20 protein-coding genes and 3 pseudogenes are annotated in these 22329 nt (G+C 51.4%); 15 read left to right on the top strand and 8 right to left on the bottom strand.

Annotated elements, in window-relative coordinates; genetic code table 11:
- The 15 genes from H8F21_RS28490 to H8F21_RS28560 all read left to right on the top strand — a co-directional run.
- Nucleotides 1-93: integrase core domain-containing protein (locus H8F21_RS28490; protein ID WP_203481110.1), on the top strand; the 93-nt coding region annotated here is incomplete at its 5' end.
- Nucleotides 94-374: 281 nt separating this feature from the next.
- Complete coding sequence (ihfB, locus tag H8F21_RS28495; protein ID WP_107026305.1) at nt 375-677, top strand: integration host factor subunit beta; 303 nt, start codon at nt 375-377, stop codon at nt 675-677.
- 25 nt (nt 678-702) lie between these two features.
- Nucleotides 703-945, top strand: coding sequence for a lipopolysaccharide assembly protein LapA domain-containing protein (locus H8F21_RS28500; protein ID WP_203585771.1), 243 nt, complete (start codon nt 703-705; stop codon nt 943-945).
- A 580-nt stretch (nt 946-1525) separates the two neighbouring features.
- Entirely contained in the window at nt 1526-2602 is a 1077-nt protein-coding gene (gene rfbB / locus H8F21_RS28505; RefSeq protein ID WP_203585772.1) for a dTDP-glucose 4,6-dehydratase, read from the top strand.
- The gene (gene rfbD, locus H8F21_RS28510; protein WP_203585773.1) at nt 2599-3492 is read left to right on the top strand and encodes a dTDP-4-dehydrorhamnose reductase; all 894 of its coding nucleotides are present in this window, start codon (nt 2599-2601) and stop codon (nt 3490-3492) included. The genes rfbB and rfbD overlap by 4 nt, the downstream gene beginning before the upstream one ends.
- Nucleotides 3489-4364, top strand: coding sequence for a glucose-1-phosphate thymidylyltransferase RfbA (rfbA, locus tag H8F21_RS28515; protein ID WP_203585774.1), 876 nt, complete (start codon nt 3489-3491; stop codon nt 4362-4364). Before rfbD ends, rfbA begins: the two co-directional genes overlap by 4 nt.
- 65 nt (nt 4365-4429) lie before the next feature.
- On the top strand, nt 4430-5353 hold the full coding sequence (locus tag H8F21_RS28520) for a glycosyltransferase (protein ID WP_203585788.1): 924 nt from the start codon (nt 4430-4432) through the stop codon (nt 5351-5353).
- 685 nt (nt 5354-6038) lie between these two features.
- Nucleotides 6039-6839, top strand: a complete 801-nt coding sequence (locus H8F21_RS28525) for a hypothetical protein (RefSeq protein WP_203585775.1) — start codon at nt 6039-6041, stop codon at nt 6837-6839.
- A gap of 909 nt (nt 6840-7748) precedes the next feature.
- On the top strand, nt 7749-8156 hold the full coding sequence (locus H8F21_RS28530; RefSeq protein ID WP_203585776.1) for a sugar 3,4-ketoisomerase: 408 nt from the start codon (nt 7749-7751) through the stop codon (nt 8154-8156).
- A complete protein-coding gene (locus H8F21_RS28535; RefSeq protein ID WP_203585777.1) occupies nt 8146-8688 on the top strand; it encodes a GNAT family N-acetyltransferase in 543 nt (180 codons plus the stop codon). The genes H8F21_RS28530 and H8F21_RS28535 overlap by 11 nt, the downstream gene beginning before the upstream one ends.
- 141 nt (nt 8689-8829) lie before the next feature.
- On the top strand, nt 8830-9936 hold the full coding sequence (locus tag H8F21_RS28540; protein ID WP_203585778.1) for a DegT/DnrJ/EryC1/StrS family aminotransferase: 1107 nt from the start codon (nt 8830-8832) through the stop codon (nt 9934-9936).
- A gap of 236 nt (nt 9937-10172) precedes the next feature.
- Nucleotides 10173-10949, top strand: coding sequence for an ABC transporter permease (locus tag H8F21_RS28545; RefSeq protein WP_236043266.1), 777 nt, complete (start codon nt 10173-10175; stop codon nt 10947-10949).
- Between the two features lie 3 nt (nt 10950-10952).
- Complete coding sequence (locus H8F21_RS28550) at nt 10953-11696, top strand: ABC transporter ATP-binding protein (RefSeq protein WP_203585780.1); 744 nt, start codon at nt 10953-10955, stop codon at nt 11694-11696.
- An 11-nt stretch (nt 11697-11707) separates the two neighbouring features.
- Nucleotides 11708-13063 carry a glycosyltransferase family 61 protein gene (locus H8F21_RS28555; protein ID WP_203585781.1) on the top strand — a complete coding sequence of 452 codons (1356 nt, stop codon included), beginning with the start codon at nt 11708-11710 and terminating at the stop codon, nt 13061-13063.
- Complete coding sequence (locus H8F21_RS28560; protein WP_203585782.1) at nt 13060-14490, top strand: hypothetical protein; 1431 nt, start codon at nt 13060-13062, stop codon at nt 14488-14490. The genes H8F21_RS28555 and H8F21_RS28560 overlap by 4 nt, the downstream gene beginning before the upstream one ends.
- Nucleotides 14491-14789: 299 nt before the next feature.
- Here the strand turns inward: H8F21_RS28560 and H8F21_RS28565 are convergent, their stop codons facing one another.
- The 8 genes and pseudogenes from H8F21_RS28565 to H8F21_RS28595 form a co-directional block, all read right to left on the bottom strand.
- Nucleotides 14790-15386 (bottom strand): DUF6564 domain-containing protein, encoded by a 597-nt coding sequence (locus tag H8F21_RS28565; protein ID WP_236043263.1) that lies wholly within the window; start codon nt 15384-15386, stop codon nt 14790-14792.
- A 50-nt stretch (nt 15387-15436) separates the two neighbouring features.
- Nucleotides 15437-16036 (bottom strand): HAD-IB family phosphatase, encoded by a 600-nt coding sequence (locus H8F21_RS28570; protein ID WP_203585784.1) that lies wholly within the window; start codon nt 16034-16036, stop codon nt 15437-15439.
- Between the two features lie 3 nt (nt 16037-16039).
- Entirely contained in the window at nt 16040-16795 is a 756-nt protein-coding gene (locus tag H8F21_RS28575; protein ID WP_203585785.1) for a class I SAM-dependent methyltransferase, read from the bottom strand.
- Between the two features lie 10 nt (nt 16796-16805).
- Nucleotides 16806-19526 carry a methyltransferase domain-containing protein gene (locus H8F21_RS29890; protein WP_328824553.1) on the bottom strand — a complete coding sequence of 907 codons (2721 nt, stop codon included), beginning with the start codon at nt 19524-19526 and terminating at the stop codon, nt 16806-16808.
- A gap of 162 nt (nt 19527-19688) precedes the next feature.
- A pseudogene (locus tag H8F21_RS29720) lies at nt 19689-19892 on the bottom strand (IS66 family transposase); the annotation flags it as partial.
- A gap of 21 nt (nt 19893-19913) precedes the next feature.
- A pseudogene (locus tag H8F21_RS28585) lies at nt 19914-20210 on the bottom strand (integrase core domain-containing protein); the annotation flags it as partial.
- A gap of 16 nt (nt 20211-20226) precedes the next feature.
- Entirely contained in the window at nt 20227-21309 is a 1083-nt protein-coding gene (locus H8F21_RS28590) for an IS110 family RNA-guided transposase (protein ID WP_203585787.1), read from the bottom strand.
- Nucleotides 21310-21598: 289 nt separating this feature from the next.
- Nucleotides 21599-22201, bottom strand: a pseudogene (locus H8F21_RS28595) (IS3 family transposase); the annotation flags it as partial.
- Nucleotides 22202-22329 lie beyond the last annotated feature (128 nt).

The following is a 22329-nucleotide window of genomic DNA, read 5'->3' on the forward strand; positions in this document are numbered from 1 at the left end:
ATGGTTGACGAGGCAGTGCAGATCTACAACACAGAGCGGCCCCATATGGCCCTGAAAAACAAAACGCCCGATGCGGTGCATCGGGCGTTTTGAGGCCTGGTGGCCTACCTGAAAAGGTGTAAACCTATTTCAGGACTAGACACTGGCTGCATTTACAGCGCACAAGAGAGCACCCTTGCTAATCCGCGAATGCGTACCTCGAAAGACGCTGTAACCCTAGCGCCCGCTGACTCAGACCAAATCCCCAGATTCCTCTTTGAGGGGTGCGATACAAGTTTCTTCGATTAAGTCAATAACCACCCTGTTCAAAACCTTCAGGTCATGCTAAAAACAATGAAGCAATGATCTAGCTGCTTGATAAAGAAGGGAAAAATATGACGAAGTCGGAGCTGATCGAACGTATTGTCACCCATCAAGGGCTGCTCTCATCCAAGGATGTGGAGCTGGCCATCAAGACCATGCTTGAACAGATGTCCCAATGCCTGGCGACCGGAGATCGTATCGAGATCCGTGGCTTTGGCAGCTTCTCCCTGCACTACCGTGCGCCACGGGTAGGGCGTAATCCCAAGACGGGGCAGTCGGTCAGTCTCGATGGTAAGTTTGTGCCGCATTTCAAGCCAGGTAAAGAGCTGCGTGACCGCGTCAATGAAGATGAGCAGCATGAGCATGCCGGTTAATCATCGCAGGGGAAGGGGGTGGGTTATGCGTAGTTTCAAGCGCGCCTTAGTAGTGCTGTTCATTATGGCATTGGCGACGCTGGTGCTTTTTTTTGTGTTGGAAAACCAGCAAGTTGTTGCCTTAGTCATGTTCGGTTGGTCCGCACCGGCATTGCCGTTGTCTGTTGTTGTGCTGGTCGCGCTGTTGGTAGGCCTGATGGCTGGGCCATTGATGGGTCTTTATGTCGGGCTCCGTGCTAAGGGGCGGGCGCGTCGCATCAGCGGCTAAGCTGCGTTCTTCGGGGTATTTACGGTGATATTTAGAAATCACCTGTAGTCCTGGGTTGTTGGCAGCCTGCTTCAAGAGGCGATGATCTGCAATCAGCCTTTCGCCAGGCTACTGCCGTTGCTGTTCGAAAGTGCCCTGCGGCTAAGCTCACGCATGAAAAAGCCACTATTGAACGCCATCTAAAACTCGTCGTTGAGCTGCTGTACGGCCAGTGATACCAAACCGTGCATTGACCTGCGGCGAGCGGGTGAGGTGCTGGGCGGGCTTGGCTCACATGGTATATTCAGTGCTTCCTAGGCAGTACCTGTAAACAGTGGTGTTTTATCGCGATCCTGCCGCAAGTCATGTCTCGTTGTTGCGTCCGCCATTGTCGCCCATGCGTGTAGGCATCGTTGTTCTGGAACGCGCCTGTTGCGATTGTATGTATGGTTCGATTGTCGTGTAGATATTCGGCCTGTTTACCTTTTCGGTTAAAATTGATTCCGTCGGTCGTCTCCGATAATATTTTGGCTTTTGTATTCATGGATTGGATGGGGCCCGTTTAAGGGTCCTGTTCACAGCTCAAAGGGTATGGTGTCGCGTGAAAATTCTAGTAACCGGCGGCGCCGGGTTTATCGGCTCGGCAGTCATTCGACATATCATCTCAAATACGGATGACTCTGTAGTTAACGTCGATAAGCTGACATACGCTGGCAACCTCGAGTCGTTGGCCGAGATCAGTGAAAGTCCGCGTTACGCTTTCGAGCGCGTTGACATCTGTGACCGTGATCAGGTCGAGCGGGTCCTGCGAGAGCATCAGCCCGATACCATTATGCATCTGGCGGCAGAGTCCCATGTAGATCGCTCGATCTCCGGCCCGTCCGAGTTTATCCAGACCAACATCATCGGCACTTACACTTTGCTTGAGGCTGCACGCCATTATTGGGCCGCACTGGATGAAGCGCGAAAAGCCAGCTTCCGCTTCCATCATATTTCTACTGACGAAGTCTACGGGGACCTCGAGAGTCCGGAAGATCTCTTCACGGAAACTACCCCGTATCAGCCAAGCTCGCCATACTCCGCCAGCAAGGCCAGTTCGGACCACCTAGTGCGTGCCTGGAGTCGCACTTACGGCTTGCCAACCCTGGTGACAAATTGTTCGAACAACTACGGCCCATACCATTTCCCCGAAAAGTTGATCCCGCTTATTATCCTCAACGCGCTGGAGGGCAAGCCGCTACCGGTTTACGGTAAGGGTAATCAGATTCGCGATTGGCTGTACGTCGAAGATCATGCCTGTGCCCTGTACAAGGTCCTGACCGAAGGTGTCATCGGTGAGACCTACAACATTGGTGGTCACAACGAGAAGCAAAACATCGAAGTGGTCCGCACCCTCTGCACATTGCTCGACGAGCTGCGTCCAGATTCTCCTCATCGTCCCCACGCCAGCCTGATCACCTATGTTGAGGATCGCCCGGGTCACGACCAGCGTTACGCAATCGATGCCAGGAAAATCCAGCGTGAACTGGGGTGGGTGCCGGAAGAAACCTTCGAAACTGGTATCCGCAAAACCGTCGAGTGGTACCTCGGCAATACTGAATGGGTAGCGCATGTGAAGAGTGGCAGCTATCAGCAGTGGATCGACCAGAACTACAGCGAACGCTCAGCCAAAGCATGAAGATTCTTTTGCTGGGCAAAAACGGTCAGGTTGGCTGGGAGTTGCAACGTTCTCTCGCGCCGCTTGGTGAGTTGATAGCTTTGGATCGTCAAACTGTCGATGGGTTATGCGGTGATCTATCTGATCTAGACGCATTGCGTGCGACTATTCGTCAGGTCAAGCCGGATATCATAGTCAACGCTGCAGCCTATACTGCTGTTGACAAAGCCGAGTCCGAATCCGAACTTGCCTACTGTGTAAATGGTCTGGCCTCTTTGGTCATGGCTGAAGAAATACGTTCTATGGGCGCTTGGTTGATTCACTACTCGACCGATTACGTGTTCAGTGGGGAAGGGCAAGCCCCGTGGCAGGAGACTGACCCTGTCGCACCGGTGAATCACTACGGGGCTAGCAAACTTGCAGGTGAGCAGGCGATTGCGGCTTCAGGCTGCAAGTACCTGATCTTCCGCACAAGTTGGGTCTACAGTGCCCGCGGTAACAACTTCGCAAAAACCATGCTGAGATTGGGTAAGGATCGCGAATCCCTCAGCGTTATCGCCGACCAGATTGGTGCACCAACTGGTGCTGATCTCATCGCAGACATCAGCGCGCTGGCGATTCAAAAGGTAATGCAGTACCCAGAACTCGCGGGGCTGTATCAACTCACTGCTAGCGGTGAAACTTCTTGGCACGGCTATGCCAGCCATGTCATCGGTTTCGCTAGGGCCAACGGCGAGCAATTGGCGGTGAGAGGCATCACACCTATTGAAACCACTGCCTACCCGACCCCTGCTCGTCGTCCGTTGAGCTCGCGTTTGTGGACTCAAAAGCTGCGCAACAACTTTTCTCTACACTTGCCGGATTGGCAAAGTGGTGTAACCCGAATGCTAATGGAAGTTTTGAGCAAATGATCACGACAAATCGTAAAGGCATCATCCTCGCTGGTGGTTCGGGTACACGCCTGCATCCATTGACTCTTGGCGTCTCCAAGCAGATGCTGCCGATCTACGACAAGCCGATGATCTTCTATCCGCTGTCGGTACTGATGCTCGCGGGTATGCGCGAAATCTTGATTATCTCAACTCCCGAAGACCTGCCGGGTTTTCGCAAATTGCTGGGTGATGGCAGTTTGTATGGCATCAAGCTGACTTACGCTGAGCAGCCAAGTCCGGATGGACTGGCCCAGGCTTTTATCATCGGTGAAGAGTTCATTGGCAGCGACCCATGCTGCTTGATCCTCGGCGACAACATCTTTTACGGTCAGCACTTTTCGGACAACCTGCTTGCTGCTACCAGCCAGCAACAAGGTGCAACCGTTTTCGGCTACCACGTGTCCGATCCCGAGCGTTTCGGTGTAGTTGAGTTCGACGCTTCTGGTCGAGCTCTGAGCATCGAAGAAAAGCCGCTCAAGCCAAAATCCAGCTACGCAGTTACCGGCCTGTACTTCTATGACAACCAGGTCGTCAAGATCGCCAAGGGCATCAAGCCCTCCGAGCGCGGAGAGCTGGAAATCACTGACGTCAATCGTGCCTATCTCGAGCAGAAGATGCTTAATGTTGAAATGCTCGGCCGCGGTTTTGCCTGGTTGGATACTGGTACCCATGACTCGTTGCTTGAGGCGAGCCACTTTGTACATACAATCGAGCAGCGTCAGGGCCTGAAGGTAGCCTGCCTGGAAGAAATTGCCTATAACAACGGTTGGATTACTGCCGGGCAACTGGGGGCTCAAGCCGATGCTCTGAAGAAGACTGGCTATGGTCAGTATCTGCAGAAACTGCTCTGATCGAGTGCTGGCTGAGCAAGATACTTCTCTATTCCTTAGCGTTGAATTTGGTGAGCAGGAATGACATGCCAGTAAGATGCCCCCGGGTTGCAGTTTTGCTGGCTGCCTACAACGGAATGCAATGGATCGAAGAGCAGCTAGCTTCAATTCTTGGCCAGTCGTCTGTTGATGTCACTGTTTACATCAGTATTGATCCTTCGGATGATGGTACCGAAGACTGGTGCGCTGAGTATGCGGCTCAGCGTTCCGACGTGGTCGTTCTGCCGGGAGCGGGCGGTTTCGGCGGTGCTTCGCGTAACTTCTTTCGTTTGATCCGAGATGTCGATTTTGGTAGTTACGATTTCATTGCCTTTGCCGATCAGGATGACATCTGGCATAAAGACAAACTTCAGCGTGCAACTGCTGCTATCCGGAATCTTCAGGTCGATGCCTACTCCAGCAATGTCACGGCTTTCTGGCCGGACGGCAAAACCCATGTGCTGCACAAGGCGCAGCCACAGGTAGCTTGGGACTTTCTTTTCGAAGCTGCAGGCCCTGGCTGCACCTATGTGCTGAGCAAGAAACTCGCAGATTTCTTGAAGGGCTCAATGCTTGCCAGTTGGCAGCAACTGCAGGGTGTCAGCCTGCATGACTGGTATTGTTACGCTTTTGCTCGCAGCCATGGTTATCGCTGGTATATCGACCCTATCCCTTCCATGGATTATCGTCAGCACGAGTGTAATCAGTTTGGCGCCAACAAAGGATTGAGCCCGCTGATTGCTCGTTACAAAACCATCCATAGTGGCTGGTGGCTCAATCAGGTGCAGCTGATCGTGCGACTGGTTGGGAAGGAGGCTGACCCATTCGTTGGATCCTGGCTTCTGTTGCGCCGTTGTCAGCTGATCAGATTATCCTTCAGCGCCTGGCAATGTCGGCGTCGAGTGCGCGATAAAGTATTTTTCTTTTTTATCTGTTGGGCCACGGCGTTGATACCAAACAAAGCTGAATGACGCGACACTGTCCATTCGATTCTCAAGCTGCGAAACAAGGCTTCCATCGGGGCGACGACTAGGCCGCTCAGAAGCCATGTCTAGAGTGTTGGTGACCAGGTCGGCGCTGAGTTTCGAGGAAGGTGTCCAGCCTGTCTGACCTCATTTGGCGCCGAAACGGTGGGCTTACGGCACGAGACTGCGCAGAACCAGCCATTCTGCTCACGACAATGCGTGCAGGAGCAGGATCTGGTGACTTCAATTGCAGGCGAAAAAGGATCAATCGGGGTTTTAGAGTGACGTTGATCAGTTGACGCAAAGGCTTGTGATTCTCGGTCATCAAGACGCAGTAGCTTTTTTAGGATCGATTTTCTCTCAGACGACTGAGCCGCCGTCCTGATCTTGAGCTTTTTGCAGTTCGGATGTCACTGCTTTGCTGGCTGGGGCGACGCTGGCTAGCTCTCTCTGGATTGGGCTGGCCAAGTGGCTTAAAGCTTATTCAACTGCTTCGATGTGTCTGTAACCTTGGTTGAGTGCCAGGCTCAGGCGTTGTGCTTGAACTGGGGCGAAAGGATTTGGCGTTGCCTGGTCATCGGCAGCCTTTCTGTGGCGAACATTCTCAACTAAATGGGTGCGGCGTATCATTAGGCCATCATATAATGCTATATAATTGAATTTGTCTCGGGATGATAGGAAGGAACGCGTGTTGACTGATTTTATGGATATTCGCTTGGCATACGAGAAGCGCAAGGAAGCTAGGGCCGCTCATTGGTATGATTTGCAACAGAAGGCCAACAGCCTTTGCATTTCCTTGGGGGGGCATCTTGGGCTCTACGGCGAAAGCTATAGCCTAGGGGAGGGGCATGAAGAGCAGCGTTTTCAAATCGGGATATTCGATGACGAATGTTTCAAACGTGCAAGCCCTGTAGATTTCCATAGGAAGGACTTGAAGGTAGCATTTGCCATCCGTCTTTTTGTTGGCGATGCACAAGATAACATCGCCGAGTGTGAGTTCATATTCAAGCTTAATCTCGGCAAATCCGCTAATGGCTATGTCGCTGAGCTGCTGTCCAGCGCAGGGGTCCTTCAATTCCCTATTTCTAGACAATTCATAGAGAGCGAGCGCAAGGCTCTATTTGAAGCAATCCTGCAAGAAGTTTTCGAGTCGTGGGATTCAAAAATGATGGGGGGCACCGCAACCTTCGACGGCGGCAGCTTCTCGCTGAACATGCCTGCATCCAAGGAGTTGCTTGAGCATCAAACGATCCTGCTCCAGGGAGAGAGCGAGCAGTTGCCGCACGATCCGTCCGTGCGCAAGACCACTCACAACCTGGTCGCAGTCAATCAGGACCTGTCCGAGCAAATCGTTCAGTTGAACAGCAAAATTGGGCGACTCATCCGAGACCTGTCCAAAGCCCACGTAGAGTGCGCCGAGCTGACTAGCCTACATTCAGGCGGCTACTCGCTGACCTGGGGCGGAAAAACGTCGGAGCCGTTCCACGGCTAACCATAGTGAGCTCAATCAGACGGATGTATTGGTCCGCCAAATGTCAAAAACTGATACTTCTCAGCCTCAGCCATAAGTGAGACGGCCGAAATCCAGCATCTAAGGGCGATGTGTCCGCGTTATTTAGCGGGCGCGGTCGCCTTTATCGCCAAGACTTTCATGCGCCAACAAAGCTCTCAACCAGAACCGTTCAGTGTCCAGGTGGTTCAGGAGTGCCTGCAATCCGGAGTAGCCATTTGCAATTTCGCTAGCGGCCAAGGCATCAATGCGAACGTTGTTTACGAGTGGCTACCGTTCTGTCCAGGCTGGCTCACAAACTCGCCGCCGGCCCGCAATTTCCGCGTACGCTGATCGGCCGGTAGCCGCAAAGCACCCAGTGTGCCTGCGAGTGCGTTGCATAGCTAACATCCGTCGAAAGCTTTTCGACCTGCTTGTGGCGAACACGCGCCAGTTGGATGACTCGACGCTGTACTCGGTCAAGCATTTTGAGGGCTTGGTGGGCAACTCGTGGCTGGTTGCGTTGATTGCATTGAGCTAAGTGAGCTTCATTGGACGGATGCCTTATTGATGCCTGCTTGCTATAGTGGTTGGCTTGTGCCTGAATATTAAGATTACATTTCCTTGTATGTTTTTGTTGCCAGTCACTATCGATGGCTGGCGGGAGCTGATGGGGTTGTCCAAGGGGCTTTGGGTACTGTGCTCTTGAGGTATGATGGCAGCAGCACTGGCTTGACATGTGCGAAGGCGCCGTGAATGAATTTTTCCTGTGGTTTGTCAGGTATTTGAGTCTGTCTGTCCGTGTAGTGGTGCGACTGCTGGTGGGTAGGGCTGCCCTTCCCTGTCCTTGAGATAGCGTTGCGCCAGGTAAGGGTTTGATGTGGTACTAATTCTGATTGGAGGGCGAGGTTGATGAGCCTAATTAAATGGATTGAATTTCAGATTCTGGGGGATGAGCGTGGTAGCTTGGTCGCTCTGGAGCGTGAGCGAAATGTGCCCTTCGATATTCGTCGTGTTTATTACATATATAAGACCGAACAAGGGGTAAGCCGGGGCTATCACGCTCACCGTAATTTGCGACAAGTTGCAATGTGTGTGGCGGGTAGTTGCAAGATGGTTTTGGATGATGGCTTCCAGCGTGAGGAAGTGGTCATGGATTGCCCTACGCGTGGTTTACTTATCGAAAGCATGATGTGGCGAGAGATGCACGACTTCAGCGAGGACTGTGTGCTGCTGGTGCTGGCGAGTGAGCCCTATCTTGAGTCCGACTATATTCGTGATTATCAGAAATTTGTTGCGGAGTGTCGCCATGAAGGTTGAGTTCAAGACAATTCGGCTGCGCTTAGTTGAAGAGAGTGATGCTGAATTCATTTTGTCGCTGCGCCTGAATGACAAGTACAACCGTTATCTCTCTGCGGTAAATGCAGATGTTGAGGCGCAAAAGTCTTGGATCAGAAAGTACAAAGATGATGAGCAGTCAGGACGCCAGTACTATTTCATCATCGAGCGAATGTCCGATGGGCAACGTTGTGGTACCGTGCGTATTTACGATTTTCTTGCCGATTCTTTCTGTTGGGGAAGCTGGATCCTCAATGAAGATAAAACGCGTAGCGCCGCGCTTGAAAGCACACTGCTGGTTTATGAAATAGGCATGGGTAAGCTTGGCTTCGAGAAATCTCACTTTGATGTGAGGAAAGATAACGAAGCGGTAGTTAAGTATCATCAGCGGATGGGGGCGGAAAAAACTTCTGAAGATGATGATAACTACTATTTCGAAATTACCAAGGAAGCAGTATCGCGAGCGCGTGAGGATATGAGTAAAACCATTGAGCGGATGTCGAAGGGGCGCTGATCTTTGGCCTGTGGTTTGGTGTTTAGGTGCTTGCTTGATATCCTCTGCTGCGCAAGTATGTTAGTACCTGAAAACTCGTAAATTTTCGTGATCAAGAATCGTTAGGGGCGAGGCGGAAGCTCTCGCTTCTTTGGAGGTATAGTGATTAGTTTTCTGGACCTAAAAGAAGTAAATAGCTCTTTTCGTAAAGAGTTAGTTGATGCGTGTGCAAGGGTAATCGACTCCGGTTGGTATATCGGCGGGGGGGAGTTAGCAAATTTTGAAAAGGAATTTGCTGCCTGGTGCGGTGCTCGACACTGCATCGGTGTTGCTAACGGTCTAGATGCGCTGATTCTCACGTTGCGTGCGTGGAAGCTTTTGGGGCGATTGCGCGAAGGGGACGAGGTAATTGTTCCGGCTAACACTTACATTGCCAGTGTTCTGGCAATTACCGAGAATCGCTTGGTTCCGGTACTAGTTGAGCCAGAAGAGGGGACTTTCAATCTGGGGGCTGCTGCGATTGAAGGCGCAATCACCGAACGAACGCGCGCCATTCTGCCGGTTCACCTGTATGGCCGACTGGCTGATATGCCAGGTATTATGGCAGTTGCAGAGAAGTATAATCTGTTGGTGTTGGAGGACTCTGCTCAATCCCACGGTGCAAGCTTGGACGGGCGACGAGCGGGAACCTGGGGTGATGCAGCAGGCTTCAGCTTTTATCCCGGCAAGAACCTCGGAGCGCTTGGGGATGCTGGAGCGGTCACGACGAGCGATGATCAGTTGGCAGAGGTGCTTAGGGCGCTACGCAATTACGGTTCGCATGAGAAGTACAAGAACCTTTACCAGGGGGTTAACAGCCGTCTTGATGAAATTCAAGCGGCCATGCTGTCGGTGAAGCTGCGTCATATGGACGCGCATACCGAGCGGCGCCGTGAGATTGCTCGTTTGTACCAGCAGGGTATCCGCAATCAAGCGATCGAGTTGCCTCTCTGGGAACGCGATGAGCAGCACGTTTTTCATTTGTACGTAGTGCGTTGCAAGCAGCGCTCGGCCCTACAAACGCACCTTGCCCAGCAAGGAATCAGTACGTTGATTCACTATCCAATTCCGCCACATAAGCAGCAGGCATACTCGGGATATGCTAATTTGTCCTTGCCGCTTACAGAGCGTATCCACGAAGAAGTCCTTAGTCTTCCAATCGGCCCGACCATGACTGATGATGAGGCGCGCATTGTCATCGATTGCTGCAACAGCTTCATGGCAGATTGATTGCACGGATTACCGGGTACAATGAGCGCCGACGATGGCTGAAAGCCTCAGTCGACTGCTCTTGTACCGAATCTGTTTGAGATAGGAGAGGGTTGTATTTACTCTCGCAACTGGCTGGATGAGCTTAATGCGGTATGGGTGAGCCGGAAGAGGTGTTGGCGAGCCGGCTATCCAATAGGTAGACTCTGCTGGTCGCTACTTAAAACGATGATGAAGGCGGTGAGGTTTTGGTGGAAATGACAGGGCGGTGGAGTGAGCTCCAGGCCAATGGTTACGTACTCTGGCAACTGGTACGGCAGCAGTTGATCTTGCGCTATCGCCGAACGGTGATCGGCTATTTTTGGACTCTTGTCAATCCGCTGCTGATGATGTCAGTAACAGCGGTGGTTTTTTCTGCGCTTTTCAAGGTGCCATTACGTGAGTATGCGGTCTTTCTATTTTCGGGGATGATTGCTTGGAATAGTTTCAGTTCTACGGTGTCTCAGTCTTGTCAGGCCCTGATTCAGAATGAGGGGTTGATCAAGAAGATCTACTTGCCCAAGTTATTATTCCCGTTAAGTGTATCTATGGGGGCGGCCATCGATTCTGTGCTGTCCTTCATTGCACTGTTTGTAATCATTATGGTGTTAGGTGGGGAGTTTTCTTGGGCATTGGTCATATTGCCCCTCTCGTTTCTTCTGCTATTTGCCTTTTCGCTGGGTGTCGGCTTGGTCATGTCGGTCATGACTGTTTTTTTTCGCGACCTTGTCTACATCATTAACATTATTCTTCAGGCGATGTTCTTCCTGACCCCGATCATGTATGAAAAAACCATGCTCACTGGTCCAGCAGCGTTTCTAATGAAAGTCAACCCGTTGGTCCCGTTTGTTGACATATTTCGATCGCCTTTGGCGCACGCCACCCTGCCAGATGGTTCATCTTTGTTGCTGGCTGCTTTGAGTGCCTGCTTGTCGCTAGGGATTGGTTTGTTGGTTTTTATACTGAACGAAAAGAAGATTGTCTACAGGCTCTAGATTATGTCAAGTATTGTAGTTGAAGATTTGTCAATTGATTTTCGTCGTTACAGTGATCGTTCACCGTCGTTGAAGGACTACATCTCGAGTTTTCTTAAACCCGGTCAGGTTAGTTCATTCTCAGAGTATCGGGCGGTGAACGGCGTATCATTGAGTATTGCCAGCGGTGAACGTGTTGGTATTGTTGGGCACAACGGTGCAGGCAAGAGCACGTTTTTGAAGGCGTTATGTAATATTTACCAGCCTTCGCATGGTTCGGTGCGGATTCAGGGGCGTGTTGCGCCTTTGCTGGAAATCGGCGCTGGTTTTCATCCTGAGTTCACAGGGCGTGAAAATATCTACCTGAATGGTGCAATTCTGAAGTATGGCAAGGAAGAATTGAAGCAGCTTGAGCCTGAAATTATTGAGTTCTCGGAGATTGAAGAGTTCATCGATACGCCTGTGAAGTACTATTCAACAGGGATGTATTTACGCCTTGCGTTTTCTCTTGCTACAGCTGTTCAGCCACAAATTCTTATTCTTGATGAAATGTTTGCAGGCGGCGATGCAGCGTTTGTTAAGAAAGCCACTGAGCGCATGTCAAAGCTGGTCAATAGATCGGATATAATGATTCTGGTTTCCCATGATGTCAATTTGCTGCGCAGAATGTGTACCCGAGTTATCTGGATGGATCATGGTAAAGTCAAGGATGACGGCCTGCCGGACGCGGTTATTGACAGTTACTTGGCTGAGAGCGGCGGAAAATGAAGCGAACTCTAATGGGTGAAGTGGTTGACTGGCAGGAAGATGCGCGACTTTTTCTGCTCAACAAAACACCACTTGGTTATATTTATCAGAATTTTCTGAAGCGCTTCAGGCCCACTCGAGCCTTTGTTATTTGGGGTTGGAAAAAATTTTTTCCGCTTTGGGTTACCGTCTACAAACGGTTTTCTTCGCGGGTGCGAAAGCTACCATTGGAAAAATTGTCAATGGTGCCTGGTCAGTCCATTAAGTTCACTGAACAGGAAGTTGTTAAAACCCCTGCTCCAGAGATTTTTCCAAGGCGTCTTGCTGCTAAATGCCCTTCCCCACATGAAGAGTATACATTTCCAGCAATTTATACTGTTCAAGTGTCCGGGTGTAGTTTGCGTGGGTCTAGTAATTTTCTGATCGGCTCCAGCGCTCTCTATCATCATGATCTGTTTCGTGCGCCATACGACTACACAAGTGAAGAGTTGCACGGGCGTCTGGTTATTAAACCGGCTAAAGGTACCAGCTATTTGCTCCCTTATCACAAGGAGCGGCTGAAAGTGGTTGAGGAGGCGGCGGTATTTACGGACGCTCTTAGCTCAAATTATGCCCATTTCATGACAGAGGTTTTGCCGCGCATTGCTATGTTTGTGACGCATGTTCCGGGCAGTATGCCGCTGGTTATTGATGCGGGGCTACATGCAAATATCATGTCGGCAATCGAACTGCTTGCTGGTTCCCAGCGAGAACTGATCTTGCTAGAGCGTGGTCGTGAGATGCATATCAAAAAGGCTCATGTAATTTCGAATTGTGGGTATGTTCCTTTTGAGCGTCGCTCCGGATCCGAAGGTTTTCAAGGGCACTCCCAAGGACAATTTAGCCCGGTTGCACTGAAAACTATACGTGAGGAAATCTTCGGCAAGTTGAAACTGGAGGCCCGCGGCGGAAAACGGCTTTTCATTCGCCGTAATTCTGGTTACCGCAATGTGCTTAATGCCAAAGAAATCGAAGAGATCCTGGTCGCTCGAGGTTTTGAGGTGGTTGAGCCTGAAAAGCTATCCTTTGCTGAGCAAGTGGCGGTTTTCTCCTCAGCCGACATAGTTGTGGGGGCAACAGGAGCGGCATTTGCCAACCTTCTCTTCTGCAAGCCTGGCACTCAGCTGGTCATCATGATTGCACAGTTGGAAAACACGTCATATTACTATTGGCAGTCGATGGCTTGTGCCAGCGGTAATGCCATCACCTATGTATTTGGCTCACTTGAGCAGGGTGTGGGGCATTCAATTCACAGTGATTTCCATGTGGACCCACAGCATATTATCGATGCCATTAACGCGCCTCTGCCAAATGTTAATGGCGGTGGTTCCGAGGTCGTGCACGAGTGACCCAGGCCGCGCCAGAGGTCAGCCGTTTTGTTGAAAGTGCAGTGGCTCGAGTTCTTGCTGAGCCACAACTGGACAAGGCAATTCACTTGGCCAGGTTCCTCGGTGAACTGCTTTGGAAAAACTCAACGGGCTGCTATCAGCTGGCTGAGATGGAGCGAGTTCTGCTGGAAAGGCTCAACCCGTTGGTTTCACTTTCTGCTAGTCCTCGAATAGCTCGTTATGGTCATGTACTTACCAAGGCTTATGATGTGGGTGGGCACACCCGAGTGGTGGAAAGGCTTTGTGCGAGCGTGGTCTTGCAGGACTCGGCAGTACTGGTACTAGAGTCGGCGCAGGACCTTGCCTGGCAGCGCCTTTGTTCGACAGCGCATGGGTGTATCCCGCTTTTTTCGGCTTCTCGGGGGTGTGAGCGCGTTGCGTTGCTGGCTGAGCAATTTGCTCGTTTCGAGGTATTAATTCTTTATATCCACCCTCACGACATAGAGGCTGTGCTTGCAGCGGGAATCGCACAACGTCAAGCTGGAGCGAGGGTCATGCTGTTCAACCACGCGGATCATGTATTCACTTACGGTCTTGGCGTGGCGGAACGGGTTCTTGAGATCAGTCATTTCGGCTGGGCATTGCGTGAAGCTCGCGAAAGTCTCGACCGATCTGTTTTCGTGGGAATTCCATTAGATCTGCCAGCGCGGCGCCCGGCAGCGGCAGATTCATCTGGAGCAATTGTCTCGGCCGGAACTTCTTACAAATTTCGTCCGGCTCAAGGCTGGTCATTTCCGAATTTTGTCCGGGTGCTAAGCCAGCGTTCGAGCTCCAGGGTCGAGATCATCGGGCCGCGGTGTTGGCTCGATTGGTGGTGGTGGTCGGTTAAATGTCGAATAGGTAAGCGATTGATCTTGCATCGCCGCTTGGGTCATGACGAGTACCTTTCTTTCATTGCACGCGCTGCGGCCTATGTTGACAGTTTTCCTTTCGTGGGTGGAACTGCATTTGCTGAGGTCATGGGGCGTGGAGTACCTTGCTTTGGCGTACTGACTGGGTCGCACGGATATACGCCCGCAGATCTGCTCAAGTCAATGTCGGAAGCAGAGCTTGTCGAGGAACTAGTCAAGTTCACTAAGCTCGGGGAGCGATCTGCCCAAGATGAAAAACAAGTCTATGAGGCTATGCTTGCGACTCATGATGTTGAGTGCGTGGCGCGACGTGTTGCTGATGCACTGACTGATGAGGCCCCTGGGCATGCGCCACCATGGCCCTGCAAGAAAGAAATTGATACTGGCCTATTTCGGAGGATCTGGTTGAAAAGGACGCTGCCGGTTTTTCCCGTCCACGTATGGCCGTTACCAGGAATGATGCTATGGTTTTTGCTTTTTTTTAGTTTAGAGAAGGTCTCGTCCTGTGATGAGCCCTCTACCGTCAAAAAAAATTGATCCGAGCGTTGGGGTGGCGGTTGAAAAAGCTGCGTCCAGTACTTGGTCTCGTTGGTCGGTTGTGCCAACGACCTGTCATGAGCTTAGTACTGAGCGCCCTAAACTTGGCTGCGACCGGTCTATGAGGTTCTATTGGTCGAGTGACTCCGCGTCCTGGTGAAGTTGCTAGCCAGAGCTGCCACAGTAAATAGGGTATCACTTTATATTGAGGTAAGGAACAACCACTATTCAGTGAGCTCTTTACAACGCTCTGAAGCTGCTCCGTACGATAAGCAGCTTCCTTGACTCGACGCGTTTGCTCAAGCCTCTTTGCTGTCCAGAGCGCATACGAACTCTCGCGCTGCAATGAGATCACCTGCCGTATCGACCTCTGCAAGTTCCAGCAGCTTTCCATTCAATGGAAGATACTCTTCCAGGCGTTCAAACACGTAGCCTGAAGCGCCATCGAGCAGGTGGGCGGGGCCGCTAACGACGTTTGCCCATTCTAATGGACTCGGCTTTGTTCTGGAAAAAGCGCTTATCATAAAACCTTCACTTGTAGTGTTGCAGTCTGCAAAAACTGCATTTTCGCTTTTGGCGTCTGTCAAACCCACAAGAATCTCTTTGCTAGCAGCACATTGTATGAAAGCTTCCAGGCTTTCGGGAGATATTACAAGGTCACCATCCAGGTAGAGAACTTTCCCGCTCGACAGATTAGCGCCTTTAGCAAAGCTGAATGCTGTGTTGGTTTGCCGGTAGTCCTTGTTCCTGACCAAAATCACATTACGGTGATGTTGTGCGCAGTAGTCGATCACCATTTCCTCGCGGTAACCCACAACGACCTTGATCAAGTCGACATGCGGTTGAAGATTTTCTATTAATCTGCTGAGAATGGTTTTTCCTTCGACTTCGATCATGCATTTCGGCATGCCTAGACCGATGCGTGTGCCCATTCCCGCTGCGGCGATTACAGCGCACGTAACATTTTGCATAGCGCAACCCCTTCATGAACGATGTGGCTTGCTGCTTCCTTGGCTGTACTCGATGGAGAATGAACTCCTCCATAGGCAATAGAAACATCTGCAGCGTATAGCATTGGGGCATCGTTGGCCCCGTCTCCGATTGCAACGATCCGATCGTATCCTAGGCTTCTGATCTCAGCAATTGCGTCAGCCTTGTTCAGTACATTGTCGACTCTGATAAGGCCTTTATCATAGAAACCAGTAGATGAATAAAAGCGGCACCCGCACAAATCAAGAAGGGGGCGTATCCATATGTCTAGATTCCCCGTGACAATAAAAGCGTCAGCACGGTTTTCATGAATGAAGGAAAGTATGGATTTATCAATTGGTATTTCGGAAACAATGCTACAGACCTTAGAAGGGCTGACTTGCCCAAGAATCAGGCAGCGCAGGCGAAACGATGCCTCGAAGGGAATCAGTCCATCCATGGTAATGCGCGTCAAGGTGGCTATTTCATCGGCTACTCCCAACTCAGAGGCAATGCACGGCAAAATTTCGGTGCTGGTGATGGTACCATCCAGGTCAAAACAATAGGCAGTTCTCATGGCTTAAGACTTCTCCCATAGAAACCACTTTTGCTTGGTTTCAGTGCGGTTGTTCAGTGCCGCGTCCGGGTAGACGTCTCCCTCACCGCGGAGGCTGAAGTGTTCGTCACTGAATGCTAATTCAAATAGAGAAAAAAGCTCCGCTTCGGTCCTGTAAATGGCACTGTATTGCTGTTCCATATCGTCTGAGAAGTGCTCTAGAAGCGTGAGCCGCTCTTTGACAGCGATAGGTTCGCGGAGCATGATGCGGGTGCCGGGAGCAGAGACGGATGCGTAGCCCTTTAATGCTTTTGTGATTTCATCATCGTTCAGGTAGATAAATACACCAAAAGAAAGGATATGGGTGAAGGTGCGTTCCAGGCCTTTGTGCTGGGGTGAGATCGAGTCCACGGCGCAAACACTGAATTGCGCGTTCACGGCGTTTTTGAAACGCTCTGCCGCTACTGCCACTAGCCCCGGACTGACATCCACTCCAACATAACTGGCGCATTCTGGAATTATCGTCTCTGCCCAGCGTCCAGTACCACAGCCAGCATCGAGAACACAGCTTTGCGGGGTAAGTTCAAGTAGTGGCAATAGCAGTTTTTTTTCCGCAACATCCCTTCTTTCGGCAAGGCCAACACTTTTGTCCTGATAAATAACGGCGCGAGTCGGCCCGAGCACTTTGACTTTTTTGGCGCGCTCCTCAAAGAAACTGAGAACGGACTCTTTGTTGAGCTTGGGTTGTTCCTCGCCTGGCTTTGTATAAATGCGTGTCATAGTTAACCCATCAATATTTTCTGTTGAGAGAGTCTGCTGTTAATAGCTGAGTTTTATTTTTCAGAATAAATAGTTTATTGACTAGCTTTTTCTCAGGTGCCTCAGAAAGGGTAATCTCTTCATGGTGTGTGAAACCGGCTCGCTCGATCAGAATTTTATAATCTGGAAGAGACCTGTATTTTGCCTGATAACCACTCTGGTCTTCGGCAAAGCACTCGCTTACGGTCGAAAGGCTGTCAATCATCAGCAGTGTGGCGCCTGGCTTTGCCAATGCGTTAAGCTTTTGCAGGAAAAAAATAAACTTTAGGTCATCGATAATGCAACTGGTGACGCCCAGGCACGATATCAGTTCGAATCGCTCTAGTGGAATGATGTCATCCAGTTCGCACGGGATAAACTCGACATTGCTGACATTGTTGTGCTTAGCTTTTGCTATTGCTTGTTCGACCAGGTGAGTAGAAAGCTCATATCCTGTTACCCTGCCCGCAAATTTCGCCAGTTGTAGGGTGTACTTCCCGTCACCACAGCCGATGTCAATTGCTCTTGGTGCCGGAGGAAGTTTCTCTAATACCTCATTAAGAATATTGGCCTTTTTTTCATAATATTCCGGCGGTGCAAGGTACGTAGTAGTCGAATTCTTCCAATAATGTTCTGATTTTTGCTGTGAAGAAGAGCTGTGCAGTTTTGCGCCTGGTGACCAGGTGTCACCAGCACTTAGGCTTTGGTGTATCTCATCGCATATATTGTTGGCGATATTGCCGTCCAAGCCGAAGAGGAATTCGGGCTTAAGGTGCTCTCTCTCGTTGCGGAGAGGGTCATCGCCAACAGAAACTTGATTGATAAAATTGAGGATATCCTTATCATTGTTGGCTTTATATAGGGACTCTGTAAGAATGCCGTCATCATTCATGCCAAGCCCATCAGGGTGATGTAGATAAAGTAGAGGCTTGTTGACCGCCAAATATTCAAGAAGGAACGAACCTACATCGGTCATAAGTGCGTCGGAAACGGAGAATGCAACATGGTAATCGGGTAGTTCGTCCAGTCCGATGTTGTCGCTGTTGTCGATCATCGTCTTGAACTCGACTTCGCCTCGTTCATCCCAAAGTCCGTTGCCCACCATGGATTTGTAAAATAGTGGGTGAGGGCGTAGAAGCAGAAATAAATCTCGTCGTTTGGCGAAAGCTTTGAAGATGGCGTCGCTATATAGTTTATAGGTAGACCACGAGGGTATTGGAGTTACTGAGAAGTGAGGCGTCCAAAGTATGACCTTGCGGCCTTTTATCTTCTCAGTAAGCTCCTGGGGAGGGGCTTTTTCTTTCGGGATGCTGATACTGTCAAATTTTGGGTGGCCGGTTACCGCGACATGGCTGTTTCCGGATCGGCAATATTTTCCAAACATGATTTTGTGTCGCTGTGAGCGAGCGAATACTCGCCATGCCTGGCGGTGGACTGGTAGATCAAATTGTGCTTTGAGGTTCCATGCACCTCCGCCCATTTCCAAGCCATATGGAATATAGGCTACGCGAATTCCGTTGTTCGTCAGGCTCGTCGATCTGAATGTATCCGGCCTCGTCTCATCATATGGGTTCTGTAAAAATACGATATGGGGGCGGAAACTGCTCGGGGACAGCACATCGATTGTGCTGAATGGGATGCCTTCTTTCATCAGGCTTTGCTTCATATCGTCAAGCGTGATCGACGTAGATGAGTACGGGTGCAGGAAGGGGCAAAGTACAACTTTTGCGATGAACCGCGAGTCCTTTTGCATCGTGTGTAATAAGCTGCGCCAGTTTGCTAGCAGTGCAGGGTGCTGAGCTACAAACAATACTCTAACGGCGCTGTTGTCATTAGCATTGAACGGAATTGGGTCGAGGGGGGGGGGGGCGATATCCGGTTCATCCGCGATTGCGACGTTTCTCTCTACTGTTTCTACCGCGTCAGCTTCAACAGTAGTTACGTCGCTCTGTTGTTCGGCGCTCAGCGAGGCAGGGGCATCTGCTGGAAGGGGAGCAGTTACTTCCTGCGCTGGGATGCCTAGGAGTTCTTCATCGTTCGTTAGAATGCCCTGTTGCTCGGTGATCAGCATGCTGGGTTCTTCAGTTGGAATAGGTGTAGTTGCTTCTTGGCTAATAACAGTAAACTTTTCTTCCGTTGTTAAAGTGCTCTGTTGTTCAGCGTTCAGCGAGTTTGGGGGCTGTGTCTCTGTCGGAGCAGTTGCCGCTAGTGCTGGGGTAACAATGAGTTCTTCATCTTTCGTTAGAGCACCTTGTTGCTCGGCGATCCGCGAGTTGAGTTCTTCTGTGGGAATAGGAACTGTTACTTCTTGCTCTAGGGTAGTTGCTCTCCCTTCATCAGCGGCTGGCGTGCTCTGTTGTGCGCCGGTCAGTGTGTTGGGTTCTTCTATAGGACTGGGGGCCGTTGCTCCTTGCTCCAGGGGCGCAGCGTTCCCTTCATCAACTGTTGCGGTGTCGGGCTGTTCGGCATTTAGAGCGTAGGGTTCGTCTGTTGGGGAAGGGGCCGTTGCGTCATGTGCTGGATTGGCCCTTTGCTCTTCATGAGCTGCTCCAGTGAGCGCATGTTCGGTAGATGAAGTGCTGGGTTGCGCTGCTGGTGTGGAGGCAGGCGCTGCTTGCTCCGAGGGCGCGGCTCGGCCGGGGGATGCTTGGCTCGATACGAGCGAGCGTAGAATATTGCGTGCTGAATGTAGGTGCTTATATAGGCGAGTCATCGATCTCTGCTTAGGTTGGTTTTTATTATTCCACTGAGGTGTGATGAAATATTTATGCGAGAACGTTTGAAGCGATTTTCCATTCCGCCATCTTTTCGTTGGGGTGTCAACGTTGGGATTGGTGGGTGAATTTGTGGGGCTCTTGCTACCTGAGGATGGTCTGTTGTAGCGTGCCAGCTGGATGAAGTTCATCAGCGCTTCCGCACGTCGACCGCTACGTAGTGAGCCGCCGACCAGCCAATTTGTGCGTCTGAGCGCCGATGGCCGTATCTGATTTTCGATGTGGTTATTGTCGACTGGTTCCTTTCCGTCATTCAGGTAGCGGCTCAACGCCGTCCAACGTTTTAGGCTGTAATCCAAGGCTTTGGTAATCCCCAAATGTAGTGGTCAACTAATCCCGGACACTGCGTTAAGTTTCTCCTCGGCCACAGCGGGCGCCAGCCCGCTGTTAAATTGATGTGGCCGTTGCCAGTTGTAGCGCTGCATCAAAAACCGGCCGATATCCTGCTGTGCCAGCGTAGCGCTCATGTAGCCCACGCTCGGTACCCATTCCGTTTTCAAACTGCGAAACAACCGTTCCATCGGCGCGTTGTCGTGTCAGTTTCCACGCCGGCTCATGCTCTGCTTAAAACGATAGCGCCACAGTCGCTGACGGAAGCTTCGGCTGCCGTATTGGCTTCCTTGGACGCCCTTCTAAACGTCAAGTGGATATTGCGACTTGGTTGATGGTGCGGTTTCGGCTTTGGATGCCGTAAACTTCTCGCGCGATATACCGCTTGAGGCATCGGATCGCCTCAAGCTTTGAGTGACCTTCAGCGATGCGCCTGCTGACATAAGCCTGGGTTCGAGCGTCTGTCCTCAGCCGCCCGATTGCGATGATGTGCAAAGCGCTATTAGCAGCACGGTCGCCACCTCGATTGAGCCGATGGCGGCTAACCTTTCCTGAAGATGCCTGGACAGGGCTGACGCCACAAAGGGCAGCGAAACTAGATTCTGAGCGGAAGCGATCGCTGTTGTCCCCAGCTGTCAGGAGAAGCTGAGCGGCAGTTTCATAACCGATGGCATTGCGAGAAACCAAGTCTGGTGCAAGATCGTCAACCAAGCCCGCTATCATAACGTCCAGATCGGCTATTTCATCATGTAGTTCCAGATACCGCCTGCTCAGTGTTTTGAGGGCTATTCGATATGCAGACGCGAGCTGACGGTAGTCAGATAAATCCGGCCGCGACGCTGCCAGCATCCGAATCAACTGCATTCGCGTCAGTTTTCGTAATGTCTCGCGAAGCTCGTCTGGTGCGCTGACGATGGTGTTCTGAATAAGTTGCAACGTCACGCGGCGAGCCTGGATTGCCGTCTTGCGGCAAACCTTGAGTACACGTAACGATTCGACCATCCCATCTCGGTTCTTGGGGGTGACTGTACGAACACCTGCGAAAGCCGCGTGAGCTGCGTTACAGGCATCTAGCGTATCGTCCTTGCCCCGTTTGCGCCTATCGCTTCTGTCGGGCGCTGTCACTTCAAGAACAGTCACCTTAGCTTGATCCAAATATCGCAGCAGCCCGGCCCCATATGTTCCAGTGCATTCAATGCCCACACGTGTCAGCTCGCCGAACGAGCGCATCCACGTCAGCATTTGTTTGTAGCCATGCCGTGTCGTCGCAAAACACTCGCTGGCTAGAACACGATCAAGTTCATCTACGACTGCCGCTACATGTAAGTCTTTTTGGGTATCCACGCCACCTACGACTCGTTTCTGAAATCCTTCGGCTTCGACGTCGCGCATAGTTGGTTGCTCCAAATTTGGGATCACAGACCAATCCGCTCGAGCCGAGTACGTGGACAAGACAGTAAAGTGACGTAACGTCAGGCCCTTCTAGGGTCACAGGCATCGGTGAGGCGGAAACCTCGACGTGCAGCGCTCCCGGCTGGCCGACAGGTCCAAGGAAAGACACAAGGCCAATCGGAGTGGGGGTCAGGCCAACCAGGGCACCTCACGACGCCAGATCATCCCTTATTGGTCCATCGCTGTGTGGGTCAGGTCATCCGGAAACACTGGCAATCACATTCTTACTATCGGAATGCACCAGTACGCGCTCCTTGGGCCGACGGCGCCAGAGCGCCATCAATAGCGCGTCCAGCGCGAGTTCACGGGCCAATGTCGGCTTCATCGACCAGCCCACGACCTTGCGCGCATAGAGATCCACCACCACGGCCAAATACAGCCAACCCTGCCATGTGCGGATGTAGGTGATATCGGTCACCCAAGCCTTGTTGGGGGCATCAACTGTGAATGCTCGGTTGAGATGATTGGGTGCAATGATCGACGGCCGTCCGGCAATTGGGCGCGGCGCTTTATAGCCCCTCAACGCCTTGATCCGGTTGGCACGCATCAACCGCGCAACGCGGTGTTTGCCGCAACTCTCGCCGGCTTCCCGCAAGTCGCCATAGACGCGTAGAGCACCGTAAACCCCTCGGCTAGCCGCATAGGAATCGCGGATCAGTTTCAGCAAGCGGTCGTTATCCTGGTCGCGCTCAGAAACGGGCTTGTGTAGCCATTGGTAGAACCCAGCACGAGCGATCCGCAATACCCTGCACATCGTGGTAATTGCATACTGATGACGATGCTCGTTCATGAAGCGGTACTTCACTCGGGCTCTCTGGCAAAGTACCGCGCGGCTTCCTAAGAAACACCACTCGCCGGTTGTAGCGTGAAGCCAAACTCAGCCGCACGCCGGTACAAACCTTTCACAACTCGCTCCCGATACTTTTGCTCGTAGCGATCGGCGCCTGGGTCTTGATAATT

The sequence above is a fragment of the Pseudomonas arcuscaelestis genome, from assembly GCF_016881005.1.
Lineage (GTDB): Bacteria > Pseudomonadota > Gammaproteobacteria > Pseudomonadales > Pseudomonadaceae > Aquipseudomonas > Aquipseudomonas arcuscaelestis.